Origin of the sequence: Janthinobacterium aquaticum, assembly GCF_009208565.1 — a bacterium.
Lineage (GTDB): Bacteria > Pseudomonadota > Gammaproteobacteria > Burkholderiales > Burkholderiaceae_D > Janthinobacterium.
In genome coordinates, this window is record NZ_WFLK01000020.1 from 13295 (window position 1) to 32898 (window position 19604).

At 58.4% G+C, this 19604-nt stretch carries 18 protein-coding genes, 1 tRNA gene and 1 pseudogene; 13 read left to right on the top strand and 7 right to left on the bottom strand.

The window, feature by feature from the left end; translation table 11 throughout:
- Nucleotides 1–11: 11 nt before the first annotated feature.
- The 6 genes from GCM43_RS24300 (at nucleotide 12) to GCM43_RS24325 (ending at nucleotide 5584) form a co-directional block, all read left to right on the top strand.
- Entirely contained in the window at nucleotides 12–644 is a 633-nt protein-coding gene (locus GCM43_RS24300; RefSeq protein WP_152248456.1) for a response regulator transcription factor, read from the top strand.
- A gap of 321 nt (nucleotides 645–965) precedes the next feature.
- The gene (locus tag GCM43_RS24305; RefSeq protein ID WP_319636971.1) at nucleotides 966–2054 is read left to right on the top strand and encodes an HDOD domain-containing protein; all 1089 of its coding nucleotides are present in this window, start codon (nucleotides 966–968) and stop codon (nucleotides 2052–2054) included.
- A 29-nt stretch (nucleotides 2055–2083) separates the two neighbouring features.
- Nucleotides 2084–4138: a putative bifunctional diguanylate cyclase/phosphodiesterase gene (locus GCM43_RS24310; RefSeq protein ID WP_152248458.1), complete on the top strand. Its 2055-nt coding sequence runs from the start codon at nucleotides 2084–2086 to the stop codon at nucleotides 4136–4138.
- Between the two features lie 69 nt (nucleotides 4139–4207).
- Nucleotides 4208–4297 (top strand) — tRNA-Ser (locus GCM43_RS24315).
- 394 nt (nucleotides 4298–4691) lie between these two features.
- On the top strand, nucleotides 4692–5255 hold the full coding sequence (locus GCM43_RS24320) for a hypothetical protein (RefSeq protein WP_152248459.1): 564 nt from the start codon (nucleotides 4692–4694) through the stop codon (nucleotides 5253–5255).
- Complete coding sequence (locus GCM43_RS24325) at nucleotides 5252–5584, top strand: hypothetical protein (RefSeq protein ID WP_152248460.1); 333 nt, start codon at nucleotides 5252–5254, stop codon at nucleotides 5582–5584. Before GCM43_RS24320 ends, GCM43_RS24325 begins: the two co-directional genes overlap by 4 nt.
- A gap of 3 nt (nucleotides 5585–5587) precedes the next feature.
- Here GCM43_RS24325 and GCM43_RS24330 read toward each other — a convergent pair whose 3' ends face one another.
- The 3 genes and pseudogenes from GCM43_RS24330 to GCM43_RS24340 all read right to left on the bottom strand — a co-directional run.
- A complete protein-coding gene (locus GCM43_RS24330) occupies nucleotides 5588–6646 on the bottom strand; it encodes a tyrosine-type recombinase/integrase (RefSeq protein ID WP_152248461.1) in 1059 nt (352 codons plus the stop codon).
- Nucleotides 6647–6659: 13 nt separating this feature from the next.
- On the bottom strand, nucleotides 6660–6911 hold the full coding sequence (locus GCM43_RS24335) for a DUF4224 domain-containing protein (protein ID WP_152248462.1): 252 nt from the start codon (nucleotides 6909–6911) through the stop codon (nucleotides 6660–6662).
- A 253-nt stretch (nucleotides 6912–7164) separates the two neighbouring features.
- Nucleotides 7165–7263: pseudogene (locus tag GCM43_RS24340) on the bottom strand (phage tail assembly protein); the annotation flags it as partial.
- Between the two features lie 37 nt (nucleotides 7264–7300).
- Here GCM43_RS24340 and GCM43_RS24345 point away from each other — a divergent pair.
- From GCM43_RS24345 to GCM43_RS24355, 3 genes are read left to right on the top strand one after another with little or no spacing between them, the layout of a single operon-like run.
- Nucleotides 7301–9100: a terminase ATPase subunit family protein gene (locus tag GCM43_RS24345; RefSeq protein ID WP_152248463.1), complete on the top strand. Its 1800-nt coding sequence runs from the start codon at nucleotides 7301–7303 to the stop codon at nucleotides 9098–9100.
- A complete protein-coding gene (locus GCM43_RS24350; RefSeq protein ID WP_152248464.1) occupies nucleotides 9097–10164 on the top strand; it encodes a phage portal protein in 1068 nt (355 codons plus the stop codon). The genes GCM43_RS24345 and GCM43_RS24350 overlap by 4 nt, the downstream gene beginning before the upstream one ends.
- Nucleotides 10161–10376 carry a hypothetical protein gene (locus GCM43_RS24355; protein ID WP_152248465.1) on the top strand — a complete coding sequence of 72 codons (216 nt, stop codon included), beginning with the start codon at nucleotides 10161–10163 and terminating at the stop codon, nucleotides 10374–10376. The genes GCM43_RS24350 and GCM43_RS24355 overlap by 4 nt, the downstream gene beginning before the upstream one ends.
- Before the next feature lie 359 nt (nucleotides 10377–10735).
- On the opposite strand, the gene GCM43_RS24360 is transcribed toward GCM43_RS24355, so the two are convergent.
- Nucleotides 10736–12085: a DUF2971 domain-containing protein gene (locus GCM43_RS24360; RefSeq protein ID WP_152248466.1), complete on the bottom strand. Its 1350-nt coding sequence runs from the start codon at nucleotides 12083–12085 to the stop codon at nucleotides 10736–10738.
- A 204-nt stretch (nucleotides 12086–12289) separates the two neighbouring features.
- Between GCM43_RS24360 and GCM43_RS24365 the strand changes: the two genes are divergently transcribed.
- Nucleotides 12290–12931, top strand: a complete 642-nt coding sequence (locus GCM43_RS24365; protein ID WP_152248467.1) for a hypothetical protein — start codon at nucleotides 12290–12292, stop codon at nucleotides 12929–12931.
- 91 nt (nucleotides 12932–13022) lie between these two features.
- Here GCM43_RS24365 and GCM43_RS26540 read toward each other — a convergent pair whose 3' ends face one another.
- Both GCM43_RS26540 and GCM43_RS24375 read right to left on the bottom strand, forming a co-directional pair.
- Nucleotides 13023–14618, bottom strand: coding sequence for a methyl-accepting chemotaxis protein (locus GCM43_RS26540; RefSeq protein ID WP_319636972.1), 1596 nt, complete (start codon nucleotides 14616–14618; stop codon nucleotides 13023–13025).
- Between the two features lie 194 nt (nucleotides 14619–14812).
- Nucleotides 14813–16615: a putative bifunctional diguanylate cyclase/phosphodiesterase gene (locus GCM43_RS24375; RefSeq protein WP_226929651.1), complete on the bottom strand. Its 1803-nt coding sequence runs from the start codon at nucleotides 16613–16615 to the stop codon at nucleotides 14813–14815.
- A 472-nt stretch (nucleotides 16616–17087) separates the two neighbouring features.
- On the opposite strand from GCM43_RS24375, the gene GCM43_RS24380 reads away from it, so the two are divergent.
- Entirely contained in the window at nucleotides 17088–17288 is a 201-nt protein-coding gene (locus GCM43_RS24380; RefSeq protein ID WP_152248469.1) for a DUF3079 domain-containing protein, read from the top strand.
- A 2-nt stretch (nucleotides 17289–17290) separates the two neighbouring features.
- Here the strand turns inward: GCM43_RS24380 and GCM43_RS24385 are convergent, their stop codons facing one another.
- Entirely contained in the window at nucleotides 17291–17746 is a 456-nt protein-coding gene (locus GCM43_RS24385; RefSeq protein ID WP_152248470.1) for a GNAT family N-acetyltransferase, read from the bottom strand.
- Nucleotides 17747–17848: 102 nt separating this feature from the next.
- Between GCM43_RS24385 and GCM43_RS24390 the strand changes: the two genes are divergently transcribed.
- Together GCM43_RS24390 and GCM43_RS24395 are read left to right on the top strand one after the other, a co-directional pair.
- Nucleotides 17849–18505, top strand: coding sequence for a tetratricopeptide repeat protein (locus tag GCM43_RS24390; protein WP_152248471.1), 657 nt, complete (start codon nucleotides 17849–17851; stop codon nucleotides 18503–18505).
- Nucleotides 18506–18896: 391 nt separating this feature from the next.
- On the top strand, nucleotides 18897–19601 hold the full coding sequence (locus tag GCM43_RS24395; protein WP_152248472.1) for a hypothetical protein: 705 nt from the start codon (nucleotides 18897–18899) through the stop codon (nucleotides 19599–19601).
- Nucleotides 19602–19604 lie beyond the last annotated feature (3 nt).

Genomic DNA, 19604 nt, shown 5'->3' on the forward strand with positions numbered 1-19604 from the left:
CCTGGAACGCCATGACGCAAACGATACGGATCTTGCTGGTAGACGATCATCCCCTGGTGCGCGATGGCCTGCGTGCGCGCCTTGAAGCGGTGGCGCACTTCGATGTAGTGGCCGAGGCCGGCGGCGCCGACGAAGCCCTGGCGCAGGCGCGCACCCACCAGATCGACCTGGTGCTGATGGACATCAATATGCGCGGCATCAATGGCATCGAAGCGACCGGCCTATTTCGGCAGGCCTTTCCGCAGATTGCGGTCTTGATTCTGTCGATGCACGACAAGATCGAATATGTGTCGCAGGCGATTGCTGCCGGCGCGCGCGGCTATGTGCTCAAGGATGCGCCGGGCAAGGATATCGTGTTTGCCATCGAGACGGTGATGTCGGGCGGCATTTACTACAGCGCGGCACTGGCGCGCCAACTGTCGAACCCGCAGGTACACGACTCGTTCCTGACCAGCCGCGAGCAGCAGGTGCTGCAGCATATTGCCAACGGCGAAGCCAACAAGCAGATTGCGCGCGCGCTGGACCTGAGCGTGCGCACGGTCGAGACGCACCGCCTGAACATCAAGCGCAAGCTGGGCATCGAAGGGCAGGCCGAGCTGATCAAGTACGCGGTCGAGCATGCCAGTACCGGCCAGAGCGGCTGACAAGTGCGCCATCTGCCGGCCGTCTCTGGCACCATCCTGCAAAGTTTTTGCGTAATTGAAGTTTTTAAACTGAAGTTTTTAAACATCTATTGCCAAAATTAAACTGTTCCACGCGATAGATTCGGATAGAATGATTTCTGGCTGTCAATCTGACACCATCGTCACGGGTGAGGGGCTGTTCATGGTAGCGCCCCTTGTTTGCCACTTTTACATATGCTTTAGCTACACCGAGATACCATGCCAGCGTCTGCATCAAGCCAGTTTCCTTTGGTGGGATTACAAGCAGTTGCCAATGCTCACAACGAGTGGGTAGCGGTCATATTGCATCTGCCGCAAGAATCTGGCGGCGTACTGGCCAGTGTGCTCGAAGCAGGCGAGGCCTATGCCGCGCTGGCGCCGCTGGACCTGATTATTCCCCTGCATGACCCCTTTTCGGTCGATGCCGCCACGCTGGCGGCCTGCGTACCGCAGCGTACCATCCTGCGTTTGCCGGCCAGCCTGGCCAACGACAAGCCGATCCAAAAAAAATGCGCGCAATGGGCCGAAGCCGGCTACCGCATTGTGCTCGATGGCGCGCATGGCAACGCCGTCACGGCCGCGCTGGCCGAAGCGCAGGCGCTGACTTTCGACGCCGGTGGAGCGCTGCCGGACTTGCATCAGTTGTTGCCGCTGCCTGGCCCGCATATGGCCTACAACGTCGACGATATGCTGCGCCTGGCGGCCGTACAGGAGCTGGGCGTGAGCTGGTTTGCCGGCGACTTTGCGCGCAGCCATGCCCGCGCCCAGAGCGAGGCCGACGACGGCAGCACCCGCCGCCGCCTGCTGGCGCTGCTGGGCCTGCTGGCGCGCGACGCCGACGTGCAGGAACTCGAAGTGCCGCTCAAGCAGGATCCGGTGCTGGCCTACCATCTGCTCAAACTGGTCAACTCGGCCGCGTTCGGTTTTACCGCGCCGATCACCAGCTTCAGCCAGGCGATTGCGCTGCTGGGCCGGCGCCAGCTGCAGCGCTGGCTGCAGCTGCTGCTGTATGCGCGCCAGCACGACGACGGCAAGCTCAACGCCCTGCTGCCGCTGGCGGCGGTGCGTGCCGCGCAGATGGAAGCGCTGTGCCAGCTGCGCGGCAGCGGACGCGACGCGCAGGACCAGGCTTTCATGACCGGCGTGTTTTCGCTGCTCGATGTGCTGCTCGGCATGCCGATGCCCGAAATCGTCGCCGCGCTCAACCTGGCGCCAGCCGTCAGCGCCGCGTTGCTCGAGCGCCGTGGCGAACTGGGCACCGCGCTGGCGCTGGTTGAAACCATGGTGCCATCGCAAGCGGGCCTCGACAGCGCCGGCATCGACGCTGAAACCTGGTGGCGCAGCCTGCTGCCGGCTTATCAATGGGCGGTACAGCTCAGCCGGAACGTCTAGCATGAATCATTTGTCATGAATTACTTGTCATGAATTACTTGTCGCCTTCCGTTCCCTTTGGCGATTCCCTGCGCGACAGCGCCGCGCTGTGCAACGCCATCGTGCGCCTGCGCGGCGCCGCGCTCGAAGCCGAGCTGGGCCGCATAGCTTGCCAGGTCATGGACAGCCCCGACTGCCAGTTCCTGCCGACCCAGGGCGGCGAAGGCGCCGGTGCGCCGCCAGCCGTGCGTGCGCAGACCCTGTTGCAGGAAATTAACTTTGACGGCCACTGTTTCGGCCACTACGCCGTGGCCGGGCGCAGCGGCTACAGCGAGAACGACCGCCACCAGTTGTCGAGCCTGGCCGCACTGACGGCCGGCGTGCTGCAAGTGCATTCGCTGGCGCAGCGCTCGACTCACGCCTACGCCCAGGTCGAAGCGCTGCTGGCGCAGCAGACGCAGATCCTCGACCAGCTGCACGAATCGGTGCTGACGATGGACCTGACCGGCTACATCACCAGCTGGAACAAGGGCGCCGAGCGGCTGTTCGGCTATACCTCGGTCGAGGCGATCGGACGCAATATTCTGTTCCTGTACGACGAGGAAGACGCCGGTTTCCACGACGCCTTCCTGGAGCAGGGCGGGCGCCTGATGGAAGTGCGGCGTCGCAAAAAATCGGGCGAGGTGTTCTGGGCCAGCCTGTCGCTGTCGACCCTGCGTGACATGGACGAGCGCCCGGTCGGCCTGATCGCCTACCTGACCGATATTACCGAGCGCAAGCTGGCCGAAGAACGATTGCATCACCTGGCCTACTACGACGCGCTGACCAACCTGCCCAACCGCACTTTGCTGACCAAGCTGGTCGACCAGGCCCTCTCCGTGGCCCAGCGCAGCAAGCTGCTCGGCTGCCTGTTGTTCGTCGACCTGAACCGTTTTAAGCTGATCAACGACACCCTGGGCCGCCAGGTGGGCGACGAATTGCTGCGCCAGGTATCGCTGCGTTTTCGCCAGGTGCTGCGCGAACAGGATCTGGTGGCGCGTCTGAGCGGTGACGAATTTGCCGTCGGCCTGTTCGACCTCAACCAGCCGTTTGAAGCGAGTACCGTGGCGCAAAAGCTGCTCGCTTCGCTGACCACGCCGTTCCTGATCGACGGCCACGACCTGCGCGTGGGCGCCAGCATCGGCATCAGCGTCTACCCGCAGGACGGCCAGGACGCCGAAACGCTGCTGCGCCTGGCCGACATCGCCATGGAGCGCGCCAAGCAGGACGCCGGCGAGCCGGAAAGCGTGGCCTTCTACAGCCAGGACATGAACCTGGGCATGCAGTCGCGCATGCGCCTGGAAACCGGGCTGCGCCATGCGCTGTCCGGCCAGCAACTGCTGCTGCACTACCAGCCCAAGTACGAGTTGATCAGCGGGCGCATGATCGGCGCCGAAGCGCTGGTGCGCTGGCGCCACCCCGACCTGGGCATGATCCCGCCCGCCGAATTCATCCCGCTGGCCGAATCGACCGGCCTGGTCGTGCAGATCGGCGAATGGGTGCTGAACGCCGCCTGCGCCCAGGCGCAAGCCTGGAAGAAAGCCGGCCTGCCGCCAATCCGCCTGGCCGTCAACGTCTCGGCCCGCGAATTCACCCCAGCCCTGCCAGCACGCGTGGCCGCCACCCTGGCGCGCTACGACCTGGAACCGGCCTGGCTGGAGCTGGAAATCACCGAAAGCACGCTGATGCACAACATCGAGCGCGTGATCGGCATCATGGACCGCATCACCGAACTGGGCGTGGCGCTATCGCTGGACGACTTCGGTACCGGCTACTCCAGCCTGTCCTACCTCAAGCGCTTCCCGATCGACACCCTGAAAATCGACCGATCCTTCACCACCGGCATCCCGATCGACGCCAACGACTGCGCCATCGCCAGCACCATCATCAGCATCGCCCAGCAACTGCAGCACAAGGTCATCGCCGAAGGCGTGGAAACAGCCGAACAGCTGGCCTTCCTGAAAAGCTCCGGCTGCGACGAAGTCCAGGGCTACCTGCTCTCGCGCCCGCTCCCATCCGAAGACTTCGAACGCATCCTGCGCAAGAACTGGGACCTGCCCGAGTAGCTTTAATCTCCCACAAGCACACCAAGCCCATTGGTAAGCCCGCCAGCTTTATGTATAATGCTGCCACATGGAAGCGTGGCCGAGTGGTTGAAGGCACTAGTCTTGAAAACTAGCGACGGGTTAAACTGTTCGTGAGTTCGAATCTCACCGCTTCCGCCAAATTTTAGGATATAAGCCTTTTAAATCAAAGGCTTACAACTTAATACTTATGCAAAGCTAGATGATTGGACAATCTTGTGTTGTAGATTGTCCTTTTGTGTTGCGGAAACCGTTTCCGCAACTCTGCTTGAATTTGCTCTACATGCACTGTTCAGTCCGACGAACTTCTGAACTTCTGAACTTCTGAACTTCTGAACTTCTGAACTTCTGAACTTCTGAACTTCTGAACTTCTGAACTTCTGAACTTCTGAACTTCCGAACTTCCGATGTGTGTTTCTTTGTACCGACTTTGTTCTGTTACAAATGATTAAACAAAATGCATTTGTATTCATCCTGTATTTGCTATACTAAATTCATACTACAAAGTTGTAGCACAGTAACTTAGGAAAATACTATGTCCTCCGTATCGATGAATGTGAGCATTCATGACACGTTAGCGTCTATTGAGAAGATGCGCCGGCATCAACGGTTTGAAGCTTTTTTTTCGTTCGTTGTTCGCCTTCCTTTTTCATGGATGACAAACGCATACACCCGACAAATTAAATTTCTCTCGTCAAGACTAGCTAAGCAATGTTTGGAAATGAACACGCTTGCGCGTCAGATCGCGTCGTCGCGGACATGTGATCATGAGACAGATTCCTTCATTGATGAGGATTTCGCCATCCGCGAGGATCTTGAGTCTATGCGGATTTTTTTGCTGGATCTTCGGAAAAATGCTCAGACGGGACCTTTTGCAGATGGAAAAGTTAGCAGTTTCTTAAGTAAGAATGCTCGTTTCAAACTTGAACATGCACATTCAATTTTCGTGAAAGTGATAACGGAAAGTTACGAGGCTGCTAGCAATTTGGAGTGGACGATTGCTGAGCACGATGCCGATATGTCTAAAATTTTAGATGGATTTGAAGCATCGTCGCGCCAGGAAGTTGAAGCAATGTTTGATCGCATTATTGTCGAATGAGTGGTTTGCTTGTCGTAACAGCTATCAATATTGCAAACGAGCAGTTCCAGCGACTGTTCCGTAAGCTTCCTCCAAACATACAAAAAGAAGCGAAATCAGCCATTTCGCTTCTTATTTTTGTAGATATCTTGAATCCTCCAGCACGACTTCATCTTCACTCGTTGACGAGTAAGGAAGTGAAATCTCGACTAGACGAAACAAAAAAAGTGAAGGTTTATACAATACATTTGAGTTCTGATGATAACTATAAAGCTAGCTTCACTTTTGAGGGCGGGACTGCATTTTTCCGAGTATGCGGAAAACATGATGATATTGACAAAAATCCGTGAGGGTTAACGTGTCGGGCGGACGGCTTGGCCAATGCGCCGATATACTTTTTCCGTGATGACTTTTTCGCTATGTCCCAGCAGGGAGCTTGCAGCGCTCAAGTCAACAATGTCGCTTGCCGACCGCGCCCGTATATCGCGGAACTGAAACGCCTTGATACGGCCCGTCAACTCCTCGTCGCCAGCCTTTAACGCCAGTTCTGCCGCAGCCTTTCGGGCATTATCGAAGCGCAGGCGCAAATGCCACTTCTTGACCTGGCAACCATTCGGCAGCGCGACGATGAAGGTAGTGCGTGGCCGGTGCGGCCGCGCGTGGATGCGCTCGATAATCTTCGCCAGTTCGGATTTGATGCCGTCGTGCTCGAGCACGATGCGCAGGAGCTTGTTGCTCTTGCCCTGGCGCACCTGTAGCGCACCATCCTTCAAATCGTTGTCGCGCATCTTGAGCACGTCCGCAGGTCGCTGACCGGTCAGGTAGTTCAGGTCCATGGCGTCCTGCAGCTCTTCACAGCCTGCGTTCCGCACTGCATCCCACACAGCCTTGTCGGCATAGAAGTCGCGCGGTACCTCTTTGTTCTTGCGCACGCCCCTGCATGGGTTCTCTCGTTTGGTGTAGCCCCATTCCCTTGCCATATTAAACACATGAGACAGCAACGCGATTTCGCGGTTGGCGCGCACCTTGGCGCTGCGCGCGTCGCGGTAGCGGGCAATGTCCTGCGGTGTGATGGCGTCGATAGGCGCGCTGTCGAAGACCGGGCGCAACTGGCTCAACGAGCTGGAGTTCTCGCGCTGCGTGCTTGGTGCCTTGCCCGGCAGGATGTCGCGGACGTACTGCGCAAAAACGTATTCCATGAGCGTGGCGTCGGTCGGGACTGGCTTGCACTCGTATTCTGCCCACAGGCGCTTGGCCTCGACCAGATCTGTGCCCAGCGGGTATTCCTTCCGGTTCCCGGCATCGTCCCGGCCGTTGTAGTAGTAGCCGGTCCATGTTTCGCCCGATTTCAGCTTGCGCACGCGCCGCAGCATGCGCGGCGGCAGTTTGTAGCCAGTGCTCTTGGGTCGCATAGTTTTCTTTCTTTTAACGTACTTTGGACAGGTCCGGTGCCCACGCCGGCGTGCTCACCAGGCTGGCAGGATTGATGCCACTCAAGCGCAGCCTGGCGTACAAACGCCCGATGATTGGTGCGCCGGCGCGGTTCTTGATGAAGGTCCAGCCGTTTTGCTGTAGCCACTTGATCTGGTCGTTTTTGCGGCCGCAGCCGGATATGGTTTCCACCTCTTCCGGGCTCAAGGTTTCGGACTGGATCACATTTTCAAAAAGATTATTCATTGGATGCCGCTTTCGTCGAGGCAATGTCGGCTTTCCGGTATTTGCTCATGGCCAAGGCGAATGCTTCGGCCTCCGTGTACTGCGGAACTTCGGCGCCATGCTTGCGGTGATCGCGCAGTCGGCAAAATTCTTTATATGGATCCATTGCCGTACTTGCTGGTTGTCGCATGCAGGTGACGCACCGGCCATACTGCCCCAGCTGGCGCGCGGTGCTGGCTTTTCCGCAGGCGCAGCGCTTGCGCACCAGCGAGTACAGGGTCGGCTCGGTGATACGTGGCAAGACGATCTGCAGGGCCGTCACGTTCAGGTTGGCCAGCTCGATCAGCGACACGCCGCGCAGCGCGCCGGCCTTGCCCCCGCTGCGCGCGCGCGCGGCCTACGCTGGCGGCATGTTAGAAACCGACGAAAAACTGGCGAAAATTACCGAACTGGCCGTGCCCGAATCCGAGCCGCGCCGCGTGGCGCGTGGGCTGTACTGGAAGGGCTGGCGGATCTCGTCGATTGCCCGGCATCTCGGCATCAAGCGCAGCACGATCAACAGCTGGAAGGAGCGCGACGAATGGGACAAGGCGCAGGCCATCGAGCACGTTGAAGCATCGGCCGAGCTGCGCCTGGTCAAGCTGATCGAGAAGGAAGCCAAGAGCGGCAGCGACTTCAAAGAAATTGACTTGTTGGCGCGCACCATCGTGCAGATGGCGCGCGTGCGCCGCTATGAGCAACCGGGCGGCAATGAAGTCGACCTGAATCCCAAGCTGGCCAACCGCAATGCTGGCCCGAAGAAAAAGCCGGTGCGCAACGATTTCAGCGACGAACAGCGCATCCAGCTGCTCGACGCGTTCCAGGATTCGCTGTTCGACTATCAAAAGGTCTGGTATCGCAACGGCGACCAGCGCACGCGCGCCATCCTCAAAAGCCGCCAGATCGGCGCCACCTGGTACTTCGCCCGCGAGGCGCTCGCAGATGCCATGCAGACGGGGCGAAACCAGATTTTCCTGTCGGCGTCCAAAAGCCAGGCCCACGTTTTCAAGCAATACATCGTGCAGTTTGCACGCGAGGCGGCCGGTATCGAGCTGTCGGGTGACCCTATCGTGCTGCCGAACGGCGCGCACCTGTACTTCCTGGGCACGAACGCCCGCACCGCGCAGGGCTACCACGGCAACTTCTACTTTGATGAATTTTTCTGGACGCACAATTTCCAGGAACTCAACAAGGTGGCCAGCGGCATGGCCATCCACAAGAAGTGGCGCAAGACCTACTTTTCCACGCCTTCCTCGACCACGCACCAGGCGTATCCATTCTGGACCGGCGAGCTGTTCAACAAGCGCCGGGCAAAGGCCGACCAGGTCAAGATCGATGTGAGCCACAGCCGCCTGTCGTCGGGTTACACGGGCGAGGACAAAATCTGGCGCCAGATCGTCACCATCCTGGACGCCGAGCGTGGCGGCTGCAACCTGTTCGATATCGACGAGCTGCGCAACTTTGAATACAGCCCCGATCAGTTTGAAAACCTGCTGATGTGCAACTTCATCGACGACTCCGCGTCGGTGTTCCCGTTGGCCGAGCTGCAGCGCTGCATGATCGATTCATGGGTGGAGTGGGACGACTACAAGCCGCTGACGGTGCCGCATCGGCCGTTCGGCAACCGGCCTGTGTGGATCGGCTACGACCGGGCATTGAACGGCGACAGCGCCGGCTGCGTGGTGCTGGCGCCGCCGATGACGGCCGGCGGCAAGTTCCGCGTGCTGGAGCGCCACCAGTGGCGCGGCCAGAGTTTTGAAGACCACGCCGAAGCGATCCGGCTGATGACGCAGCGCTACAACGTGGAATACATCGGCATCGACACCACCGGCATGGGCATCGGCGTACTGCCGATTGTGCGCGGCTTCTTCCCGGCCGTCACGGCGCTGAACTACTCGCCCGAGGTCAAGACCCGCATGGTGCTGAAAGCCAAAAACATCATCAGCAAGGGCCGGCTGGAGTTTGACGCCGGCTGGATCGATATCGCGCAGTCGTTCATGGCGATCAGCAAGACCCTGACGGCCAGCGGGCGGCACGTCACCTATGTGGCCGGGCGCAGCGACGAAACCGGCCACGCCGATCTGGCCTGGGCCTGCATGCACGCGCTCGACCACGAACCATTTGAAGGCACTACCGACAACAACCAATCCATTATGGAGATTTACAATTGAGCAAGAATCGACATCGGCGCGCCAGCCAGCGCGCCGTAACCGCAGCAGCCACTGAGCTGGCAGCACCGGCGCCAGCTACCGCCGGCATTGAGGCGTTTTCGTTTGGCGACCCCACGCCGGTGCTCGAGCACGGCGATATCCTCGACTGCTTTGAATGCTGGAAGAACGGCCAATGGTACGAGCCGCCGATTAACCTGGCCGGCCTGGCCAAGTCGTTCAATGCCGGCGTGCACCATTCGTCCGCTATCCACTTCAAGGCCAACGTGCTGGCGTCCACGCTGGTGCCCAGCAAGTACCTGTCGCGCGACGCCTTCAAGCGCATGGCGCTCGACTTCCTCACCTTCGGCAATGCCTACCTGGAAGACCGGCCCAGCCGCAGCGGCCGGCCCTTGACCTTCGCGCACGCGCTGGCCAAGTACATGCGGCGCGGCATCGACATGGATACGTATTTCTTCGTGACCAACCACGGCACCGAGCACCAGTTTGAAACCGGCCGCATTTTCCACCTGATGGAACCCGATGTGAACCAGGAGCTGTACGGCGTGCCGCAGTACCTGAGCGCGCTGCAGTCGGCCTGGCTCAATGAGGCGGCCACGCTGTTCCGGCGCAAGTATTACAAGAACGGCAGTCACGCCGGCTTCGTGTTCTACATGACCGACGCGGCGGCCAATACGGCGGACGTTGACAATCTGCGCCAGGCCATGCGCGACAGTAAAGGCCCTGGCAACTTTCGCAACCTGTTCATGTATGCGCCGAACGGCAAGAAGGACGGCATCCAGATTCTGCCGGTGTCGGACGTCGCCGCCAAGGATGAATTTTTCAACATCAAGAGCGTGACGCGCGACGACCAGTTGGCCGCGCACCGCGTACCGCCGCAGCTGATGGGCATCTTGCCCAGCAATGCCGGCGGCTTCGGCGCCGTCGAGCCGGCCGCGCGCGTGTTCGCCCGTAACGAGCTGGTGCCGCTGCAGTCGCAGTTCATGGCGATCAACGAATGGGCCGGCGTGGAAGTGGTCAAGTTCGCCCCGTATGAGCTAGCCAAGGGCGGGGAGGGCGCAGCATGACCGATCTGATCGACAAGACCGACAAAATCATTGCTGCCGAGGTGGCGCGCGGCCTGGCCGCAGTGCGTGGCCGGCCGGGCCTGGTGCCGCACGGCGCCTGCCACTATTGCGACGAGCCGCTGGCGCCGGCGCTGCGCTTCTGCAATATCGACTGCCGCGACGACTACGAAAAGGAGCTGGCCGCGAAGACCCGCGCGGGCCGCCCAGGATGACCACCACGGCGCGATAGCGCACGGGGCCGACCGGATACCACCCAGCCGCGCCGACCCTGCCCAGCCACCCCACAGGCCGCCCACGAGGCGGCTTTTTTACGTCCCTGCCTGCCGGGGAGCATGAAAAGCGACAAAAAAGCCAATTTCGGCCCGGCGCGCGCAGTTGTCCCCCCTCCACACCTGCCCGCTACTTAGGGCTGTTTTGACTCAAATTTGCGTCATGGCCGAAGGCGCATGAGGACTGGCGCGGCAGGGCGAAGATGGGGCATGCGATTTGACGCATTTTGACGCACTTTGAGCAGTTTTTCTGAGGAGTAGTTTGGTAGCGATGTAGTGAAAAAGGTATTTTACTATTGTATTTAAATACTTAATTCATCCCTTTGTACCTTATATTGCCCTTTCTTTCGAGATGCCTTAAATAGTTTGATACTAATGGCGGATGCCTTAATTCCTGCTATAACCTTCTCTTCATCCTCTATGCTGATGTTCATGCCAAGTGTTATATCGATGATGGTATTTTTTTCAAATTTATATGTTCCTGGTCCATTGGAAGATTCCATGAGTTTGGCAACTTTTGGATTTATTTTTCTTCTGTTTAGGTCTTCTTTTTTTATTTTATTCCATGTTGGTTTTAAAACACGCCATTCATCTTCGTATTCCCAGCATTTTGATTTTCTAAGAAATGTTTTTTCAAGCATGACATCCGGAGAGTCATCTGGCCTGATAATTATTGGAAAGTCACTGCTATAGATGACTTTCTGAGCCGCTAGGAAGATATCTTTTTCGCTATCAAATCCTATGCAGATTCCTTTGTGTTGATTGGCGTAATGCGACCAAAGTAGGATATTTTCCCATGATGATGCAAGGGATAATATTCCTGTGTTATCTAAATATGTTTCATCTCCTGAATTTGAGTCAACTTGTTGTTTGTTTTTAATTATTTTTTTTACCATTGATTCAATTTCTTCAGGTGGTAAAATATTCAACCCTTCTAGCCCCTCTCTAATATATTTCTCTACATTTTCTGCCTCATAGTTAAGGTGGGTTGATGAAAGTGAATCAAACGGGTCGTTGAAATTAATTCTGCTGGTAAATTTAATGGAACTTCCATTTAGAAGCAAAGGTAGCCAGTCTTCAACAGGTGTATATTTGTAGAAAACTGGTGGCACTAGATTTTTCATATTCTTGATAGGAACTTTTTGAAGTGGGTGATATTGCTTAGATTTTCGCTTAAAATATTTTCTGGATTTCATGTCATTGTTGCATGCTTTTTGACTATACTCTAAACCGAGATGATCAGATGAAGGCTCACGTCGATGTTCGCTAGCCTCAACTTGAACTGCCGACAGAGACGTGATCAGGAGCATGGAGCAAATCCTATCCTGAGTCATTGGTTGGAGCAAATCGTTTCCGCATCGCCTGTGTAAATTGGCTTTAGCTGAGGTGGATAAGGCCTTAGAAAAATGCTGATTGCGGAATTGAATTTTTTCTAAGTTATTGATATGAAAAAGTAATTTTGAAGACTTGAAAACTAGCGACGGGTTAAACTGTTCGTGAGTTCGAATCTCACCGCTTCCGCCAAGAAATAAAGAAACCGCCTCAGGGCGGTTTTTTATTGCCTGGCGGAAGCGAGCAGGGCGCCTGCGCGCCCTGCGTGTGAGATTCGAAGGCCTTGCGCCTGCAGGCGCATGCCGCCCCGAATCCTCCATCTGCTGCCGCTGCGCGGCAGCCCCGCGCGCCGCGGGCGCGCGTTTGTGGTACTAACTAGGTTTCTGGCTGAGCTTGCTTTTACGGCGCCAAATGCATCAGTCCGTGTCGCATTGACGGACCTGAGCCCGTTCATGACCCGTTCACTGTGTTAGAATTGCAACATCAAGCGAGCAAGTTAAAGCGTTTTCCAGCGGGATCGAAATATGAAAAGCAGGCTCTCAGAGTTCGTAAAGAATGTGGGTGATACCGTTGCCACCGCTACTGATGCGGTAGCGGTCGTAGCAAGCACCTCGTTCACCGCGGTGAAGGAGTCCGCCGAGAGGGCAGGTCATACCGCACTTGAGTTGGGCAAGTCGACCGGTGAAGCAATGGGGGATGCCGCCCAGGCCACATCGCACTTCGCAGCGAAAGCGGGCGATTCTATTTCAGAGAGCGCCGGAAAGTCGTTGGTTGCCGTTAAGCATGGCGCGGGCGCTTTAGGTGATTCGGCCGCAGCTGGCGCCAAGACTGCGGGCGCTGCGCTCGGCGTGGCTGCCGACTCTGCCGGAAATGCCCTCAGCGCACTCGGCGTGCTGGTTGGCGACTTGAACGGCGACGGTAAGGTTGATTTCGAGGATGCAAAAATCGCCGCAGCCAAGGTTCGGGAGGTTGCCGGCGCCGTGGCCAGCGAGGTTGGTCAACTGGGCAAAAGCGCTTTGCAGTCAAAGCTCGTTCAGGATGCAGCAGCTGGAGCCGTGGTTGGCGGTGTTCTGGCATCGATGATCCCAATTCCAATTATTAGTACCATCACCGGCGCTACTGCCGGTGCAGCGCTGGGTGCCTACAAAAGCATCGGGAAGAAGTGAAGACGGAACGTCAGAGTCAAAGTACGACGCACGGATGGCCTAGCCGGACTGGCTAGCCAAAAAGCGCATCAGCTTATCCAGACTCGCGGCTTTAACGAGCCAGCGCCAACCGCGTCATCGGCGCTCCCTGCACCGCATCTCCCTCGGCCAGTTTGAATACACTCACCGTCTGCGACAGCTGCTGCGCCTGGTCCTGCATGCTGATTGCCGCAGCGGCGGCTTCTTCCACCAGCGCGGCGTTTTGCTGGGTCACGCCATCGAGCTGACGAATCGCGTCGCTGATCTGGACGATGCTGTCGGTCTGTTCCTGGCTGGCGGCGTTAATGTCGCTGATCATGTTGCTCACGCGGCGCACGCTGTCGACCACTTCCTGCATCGTGGCGCCGGCATGGTTGACCAACTGGGCGCCGGCGTCAACGGTTTGCACCGAGTTCTCGATCAGGACCTTGATCTCCCTGGCGGCAGCGGCCGAGCGCTGCGCCAGATTGCGCACTTCGGTGGCGACCACGGCAAATCCGCGCCCCTGTTCGCCGGCGCGGGCCGCTTCCACGGCCGCGTTCAGGGCGAGAATATTGGTCTGGAAAGCGATGCCGTCGATGACGCCGATGATATCGACGATTTTTTTGGACGAGCTGTTGATCGCGCCCATGGTATCGATCACCTGTGAGACAACCTGGCCACCGCGCAGCGCCACATCGGAGGCTGAGGCGGCAAGCTGCTGCGCCTCGCGTGCATTGCCCGCATTGTGTTTCACCGCGTGCGCCAGCGCTTCGATGGACGAACTGGTTTGCTCGAGCGCCGACGCCTGCGCTTCCGTGCGGGCCGACAAATCCTGGTTGCCCGAAGCGATCTGCGTCGAAGCGCTGGCAATGGTGCCGGTGCTGATGCGGATCTGGCCAACGATATTGATCAGCCCCTGCTGCATGGTTTTCATCGCCGCCAGCAGGCTGCCCTGGTCACGCGGCGCTATGCGGATGCTGACGCCCAGGTCGCCGGCTGCGATACTGGCGGCGATATCGGCTGCATCGCGCGGCTCACCGCCCATCTGCCTCAGCAGCTTGCGCGCCAGGGCAAACGAGACAGCCGTGGCCAGCCCGACCGATCCCAGCAAAATAGCCAGCATGATGGCGGACGACGAGGCAATCTGCGCCCTGGCGTTCGACTCATCTTCGACATTGCGTTTGGTGGCACCTGCCACCAGCTGGTTGATCGCGGCGCGGTGCTGCACGTAGTGCTGCTTCATCACCGCCATGGCCGCCTCAGCGGCAGCGCTGTCTTTTTTTTCCAGAGCCGGTATCAGCTGCGTGAACGCGACCTGGTAAAAGGCCTGCGCCGGCTTGTCGGTGCCGTTCATCAGCAGATCCTTGAGATCACTTTCCAGCGTTTCTTTCGACCAGAAATCGTGCCGCGTGTCGTAGTCCTTTTTCAGCGATTTGAGATTGTCGATCAGCGCCACGCGTTCGGCAGGCGTGGCGCTCATGGCCTGCAGCGCCACCAGATACGATTCGATAATGTATTCAGGTGGCGGCAGAATGTCGGCAATCAGATCCTTTCCCTGGATCACCCGTTGATAAATCGGGCCGTTGACCTTCACCTGGTTCAGCACGTGAAAAGACCAGCTTCCATACAAGGCAAAACCGGCCACGACGATACCTACCAGCAGCGCGAAGCGATGAATCAGTTTCATGTCAAAAAGCTTCATAAAATTTCCCTGCGTCAATAATTTATTGAGTATAAAGAGGGAACACAATAAAACCGTTGAATGAGGAAACTAATTGCTGGTTTTTTAAGGAAAAGTCCAAAATAACAACGATTAACAGTTGTTTTGATAACTGTTTTTTATAAGCTTGGCAAGCTGCATTGCTTTTTTTTTGCAAGGAGCTAATTGAGCACGCGTTTTACAGGGACCGAAAAATTTTCCATCCATTCCATCACCTCACGCGCTGCCATGGGTCTCGCAATCCAATACCCCTGCACCTCATCACACCCCCAATCCCTGAGCAGCTCATACACCTCCTGTGTCTCCACGCCCTCAGCCACAATCCGATGCCCGAACTGGTGACCGAGCTTGATAATGGCGGCAATAATGGTGGCGTCGCTGCTGCCGCTGACCAGGGGGCGGATAAACGACTGGTCGATTTTCAGCGTGGTCGCCGGTATCTGTTTCAGGTAGGCCAGGTTGCTGTAGCCGGAGCCGAAATCGTCGATGGCGATCTGCAGGCCCAGGCTACGGATGCGCTGCAACTGCTGGTACACGGCCTGCGGGTCGCCGGCCATGGCGCTTTCGGTAAATTCCACTTCCAGCAGGGCAGGGGCGACGCGGTAGCGGGTCAGGGCGGAGCTCAAGGCGTCGGCAAACAGGCTGTTGTCGAGGTCGACTGCGGAGATATTGAACGACAGCGTAAAACGATGGCCCGCTGCCTGCCACTGTTCGGCCTGCGCCAGCGCGGCGTGCATGACCCAGGCGGTAATGGCGCGTATCAGCGCGGTCTTTTCGGCCAGCGCGATGAACTGCGCCGGGTTGACCTGGCCCAGGCGTGGATGGGTCCAGCGCAGCAGGGCCTCGAAGCCGGCGCAGCTGCCGTCGGCTGTATGCACCTTGGGCTGGTAGTGCAGTTGCAGCTGATGCTGGTCGTTCAGCGCCGCCGGAATGGAGGCGAGGATCTCGAATGCGCGCCGCTGCGTGGCGCTCAGGTCGGGGTGGTGGATGGTGGTGGCCAGGCGCTGCGTGCGCGCATGGCTGAGGGCGGCGCGCAGCGAACGTGTGGTGTCGTCGATACTTGTCTGGGTGGCCAGCTTGACGGCGCCTGTTACTACCTGCGGCGCATGCGGTATGCCCTGATAGTCGATCACGCACGACAGCTCGCCCTGGAGCGCTATCAACTGAGTCGACAGGCTGGCGTCGTCGGCCGCTTCGAGCACACAGGCAAACACGGTCTGGTCGACGCGGTAGACGGGCGCCGGCGCCATCGCGGCAATGACGCCGCGCGCCTTTTCCTGGATAAAGCCGTCGGCATGGCTGCTGCCGAAGGCCGCCTGCATATGCTCGAAATAGGTGGCGCCACAGATGTCGATGGCCACTGCCGACAGGTGGCGTTCGCCGTGGTCGCGCTCGGCCAGATGGATGCCCAGGTCTTCCAGGTAGCGCGTGCGGTTGGGTAGTTGCGTGAGCGTATCGACATAGCCGATATCGCGCAGGGTATCGATGCGCAGCATGGCCAGGCTGGCAAAGCGGCGTAGCTGGGCGATCTGGGCGTCGCCAAAGTCAAGCCTGGGCTCGCGGTCCATTACGCAGAAGGTACCCAGGCACAGGCCGCTGGCGGTGATCAGCGGAGCGCCGGCGTAAAAGCGCACATACGGCTCGCTGGTTACCAGCGCATTGCCGACAAAGCGCGCGTCGCGCCAGGTGTCAAGCACCACCAGCGGCTCGGTGCGCTCGAGCGCGTAGGCGCAAAAGGCTTGCGAGCGCGGGGTTTCCTGCATGGGCATGCCGACCCTGGCCTTGAACCACTGGCGTCCTTCATCGACCAGCGAGACCAGCGTGATCGGCATGCCGAACACGGTCGCGGCCAGCGCGGTCAGCTCGTTGAGGGTGGCGTCGCTCGGGGTGTCGAGCAGGCATAGCGCGTGCAGCGCCGCCAGCCGTTCCGACTCGTTGATGGGCAAGGGTGGGGAAAGCATCATGGGAAAGTGCGGCAAGGTCGTCAGGGATAAGGGGCAGTCATTGCGGATGCGAATGCTGTGCGCCACGCTTGAGTATGCCAGAAAGCAACATTGGTCTGCACCTTTGCTGCAAGTGCCTGTACTTAACCTTTTGTATTAACCTCCTGCATCAAGCTTCTTCAAGCCGGTAAGCCAGCTGCGCCGGAATCACAAAGCGCAGCACCACGCCGGCCTGCGTGCCGGCCACCATGGTCAGCTTGCCGCCGATGCGCTCGATGCGTTCGCGCATGTCGACGACGCCCCAGTGACCATGCGTGTCTTGCTCGGCGACGGCGTGATCGATGCCATCATCAAGGTCATGGCGGCGCCGCTATGCGGCAGCGGCATCGTATTCTGATAATGTTGACTTGGGCAAAAAAAGCCCATGTTATGGGTTTGACCCTTGCCAGGTGCAGGTCCAGAATGGGACAGGATCTATTCCAGGAGCACCATCATGGCCAAGCCTTTCCCCATCAATCCGAAAAACCCCGAGCGCATCTGCTGGGGCTGCGATAAATATTGTCCGCCAGACGCGATGGCCTGCGGCAATGGCTCCGAGCGCACCCAGCATCCGGTCGAGCTGTTTGGCGAGGGCTGGAACGAGTGGGGGCTGGCGGCTCAGCCAGAAATCAAGCCGTCAGGCAAGCCGGACTAACATCAGAACCGGTATTCCAGCACCTCATCCCCGTACTTGTCGATGGCGCCGGTAGCACGCCAGCCCAGGTGGCGGTAAAAGCCGTACGAGCGCGATTCGGGGTCGTTCGAGCAGCCGAGAAACAGTGTTTGATGGCCTTTGGCGTGCAGCTGTTTGACGACAAGTTCCAGCAGTTTCCTGCCGATCCCCTGGCCCTCGTAGGCGGGCAGCAGCGCCAGCACAATCACTTCGCCGGTTTCCAGGTCGCCGAAACAGTAGCCCACCAGCTCGCCTTCGTGGTCGCAAGTCACGCCCGACAGGTTGCCGTTTTCCATCATGTCTGCCCAGGATGCAGCGGTAATACCCAGCTCGGCCAGGCGTTCGGCGGAGATGGCGTTCTGGCGCGTCTGGCCCCGCAGGGCGACAAAGGCGGCGGCGTCTTCGGGGTGAGCAGGCAGGTAGTGCAGTGGTGAAATCATGAAGTCTCTCTTTATATATCTTTGTTCGCAACAGAACACGGGGCAAGCGAACACAGCTCTTACAATCGGCTTTCCGTGTATAGCTATTGAACAGGAGTCTGGATGAACGACGCAAGCATCTCCCTCAATGAAGCGGGCATCGATGCCTATAACGACGATAATTTTGCCTTAGCCTACCAGCATTTCAGCGCCTCTGCCGCGACCGGTGATGCCGCCGGCACGCATTTCCTGGCCAGCCTGTATTACCAGGGTCACGGCGTGGCGCAGGATGTGGCGCGCGCCATCGAACTGTTCCGTGCCGCCGGCAAGGCCGGTTATCCGCCCTCGCTGGCCAATCTGGCGCTGATGTACGCCAATGGCGATGGCGTGGCGCAGGATATGCAGCTGTCGCTGCACTATGGCCGCCAGGCGGCCGAGGCCGGCGATGAGCAGTCGCAATTCAACCTGGCGCAGGCCTACCGGCGCGGTGTCGATATTGCGCAGGACTTCGAACAGGCGGCGTTCTGGTACCGCCAGGGCGCCGAGGCCGGTTCGCTGGCCGCACAGAATGAATACGGGCTGCTGTACGCGCAGGGGCAGGGCGTGGAGCTCGATTATGTGACCGCCTATGCGTGGATCGCCATGCCGGCCGAGGCCGGTGATGGACAGGCCATCAAGAACCGCGACCAGTTGCTGCAGATATTGACCCCGGCGCAGCAGGAAGAGGCGCGTGCGCTGGCGGCCGAGTTTGCCGGTTTGTATGGGCAGGATTTGCATTGATGGCATGTGGCCAGGGCAGATGACCCGCGGGCCGGATGAGTCGCGCCGGTCAGGCGCGGTGTCATCAGGCAACCTCGGAAGATATTGCCAACAGGATATTGAAAACGTCTAATAACACGGCTTTACCTCGACCTGCCTATGATAAAATCGCGTCATCCTATTCCAGCCGTCAGGCCATGGCGGCCATGTCACCAAGCTGGATTTTTACCCCAGAAGCAAGCTTTTGGGGGAGGGGGGCTGAGTGCAGCCTTGGTATTTTCATTGTTGGCGCGACCAGGCGAATGCAGCGGGTATGCCTGACTTGGCAGCATTTGGCAATGGCCGGTGATGCTGCTCCACTTGCTGCGCGCTTTGCTGGTGCTGCGCCAGGATCGTCGAACTGCATCAATACATGAAATCCTTACTCTTCTGCACCAGCTATATCAAGAATGCCCAAGCCTGGGACAACCGCTACCGCCGCTGGCTTGACTACTACCAGAAAATGCCGATCGACGCCGTCAAGCGCATCATGCTCGATGACGGTTCGCCGTACTTGCCGCCCGGCGAGGTCATCAGGACCGTGCCCTTCGATGCACCTTTGTCGCAATTTAGCGAAGACACGCTGTTGGTGCATTTTGAAAACAACCTGGGCCGCCAGAGCATTTCCGCCTATCCGGGCTGGTGGTGCAGTTTCCTGCATGCGATCACGCTGGACAAGGAGCTGGGCGCCAAGAAGATCATTCACATCGAATCGGATGCCTATATCCTGAACCCGCGGCAGGTTGATTTCATTAATCAGGTCGACTCGGGCTGGCACGTGATGTGGCGCGAACTCTATCAGTTTCCGGAAACAGCCATCCAGGTAATCTGCCAGGATCAGTTCGAGATTTTCGAGCAGTTCAAGGCCAGCCGGCTTGACCTCAATTTCGGCGATCTTGCTGAGCGCCTGCTGCCGTTTACCGGTATCGAGCGCCAGTTCAAGGATGACCGCTACAGTGAAATGCGCCGTCATCGCGGTATTTTCCGTTCCAAGAAATTGACCGTTTCAAGATTTTCCAGCAGACTTTCTTCTGCACGCCCGTCCCGGGCGATGCCGACTTCATCACTCAGACACTGAATC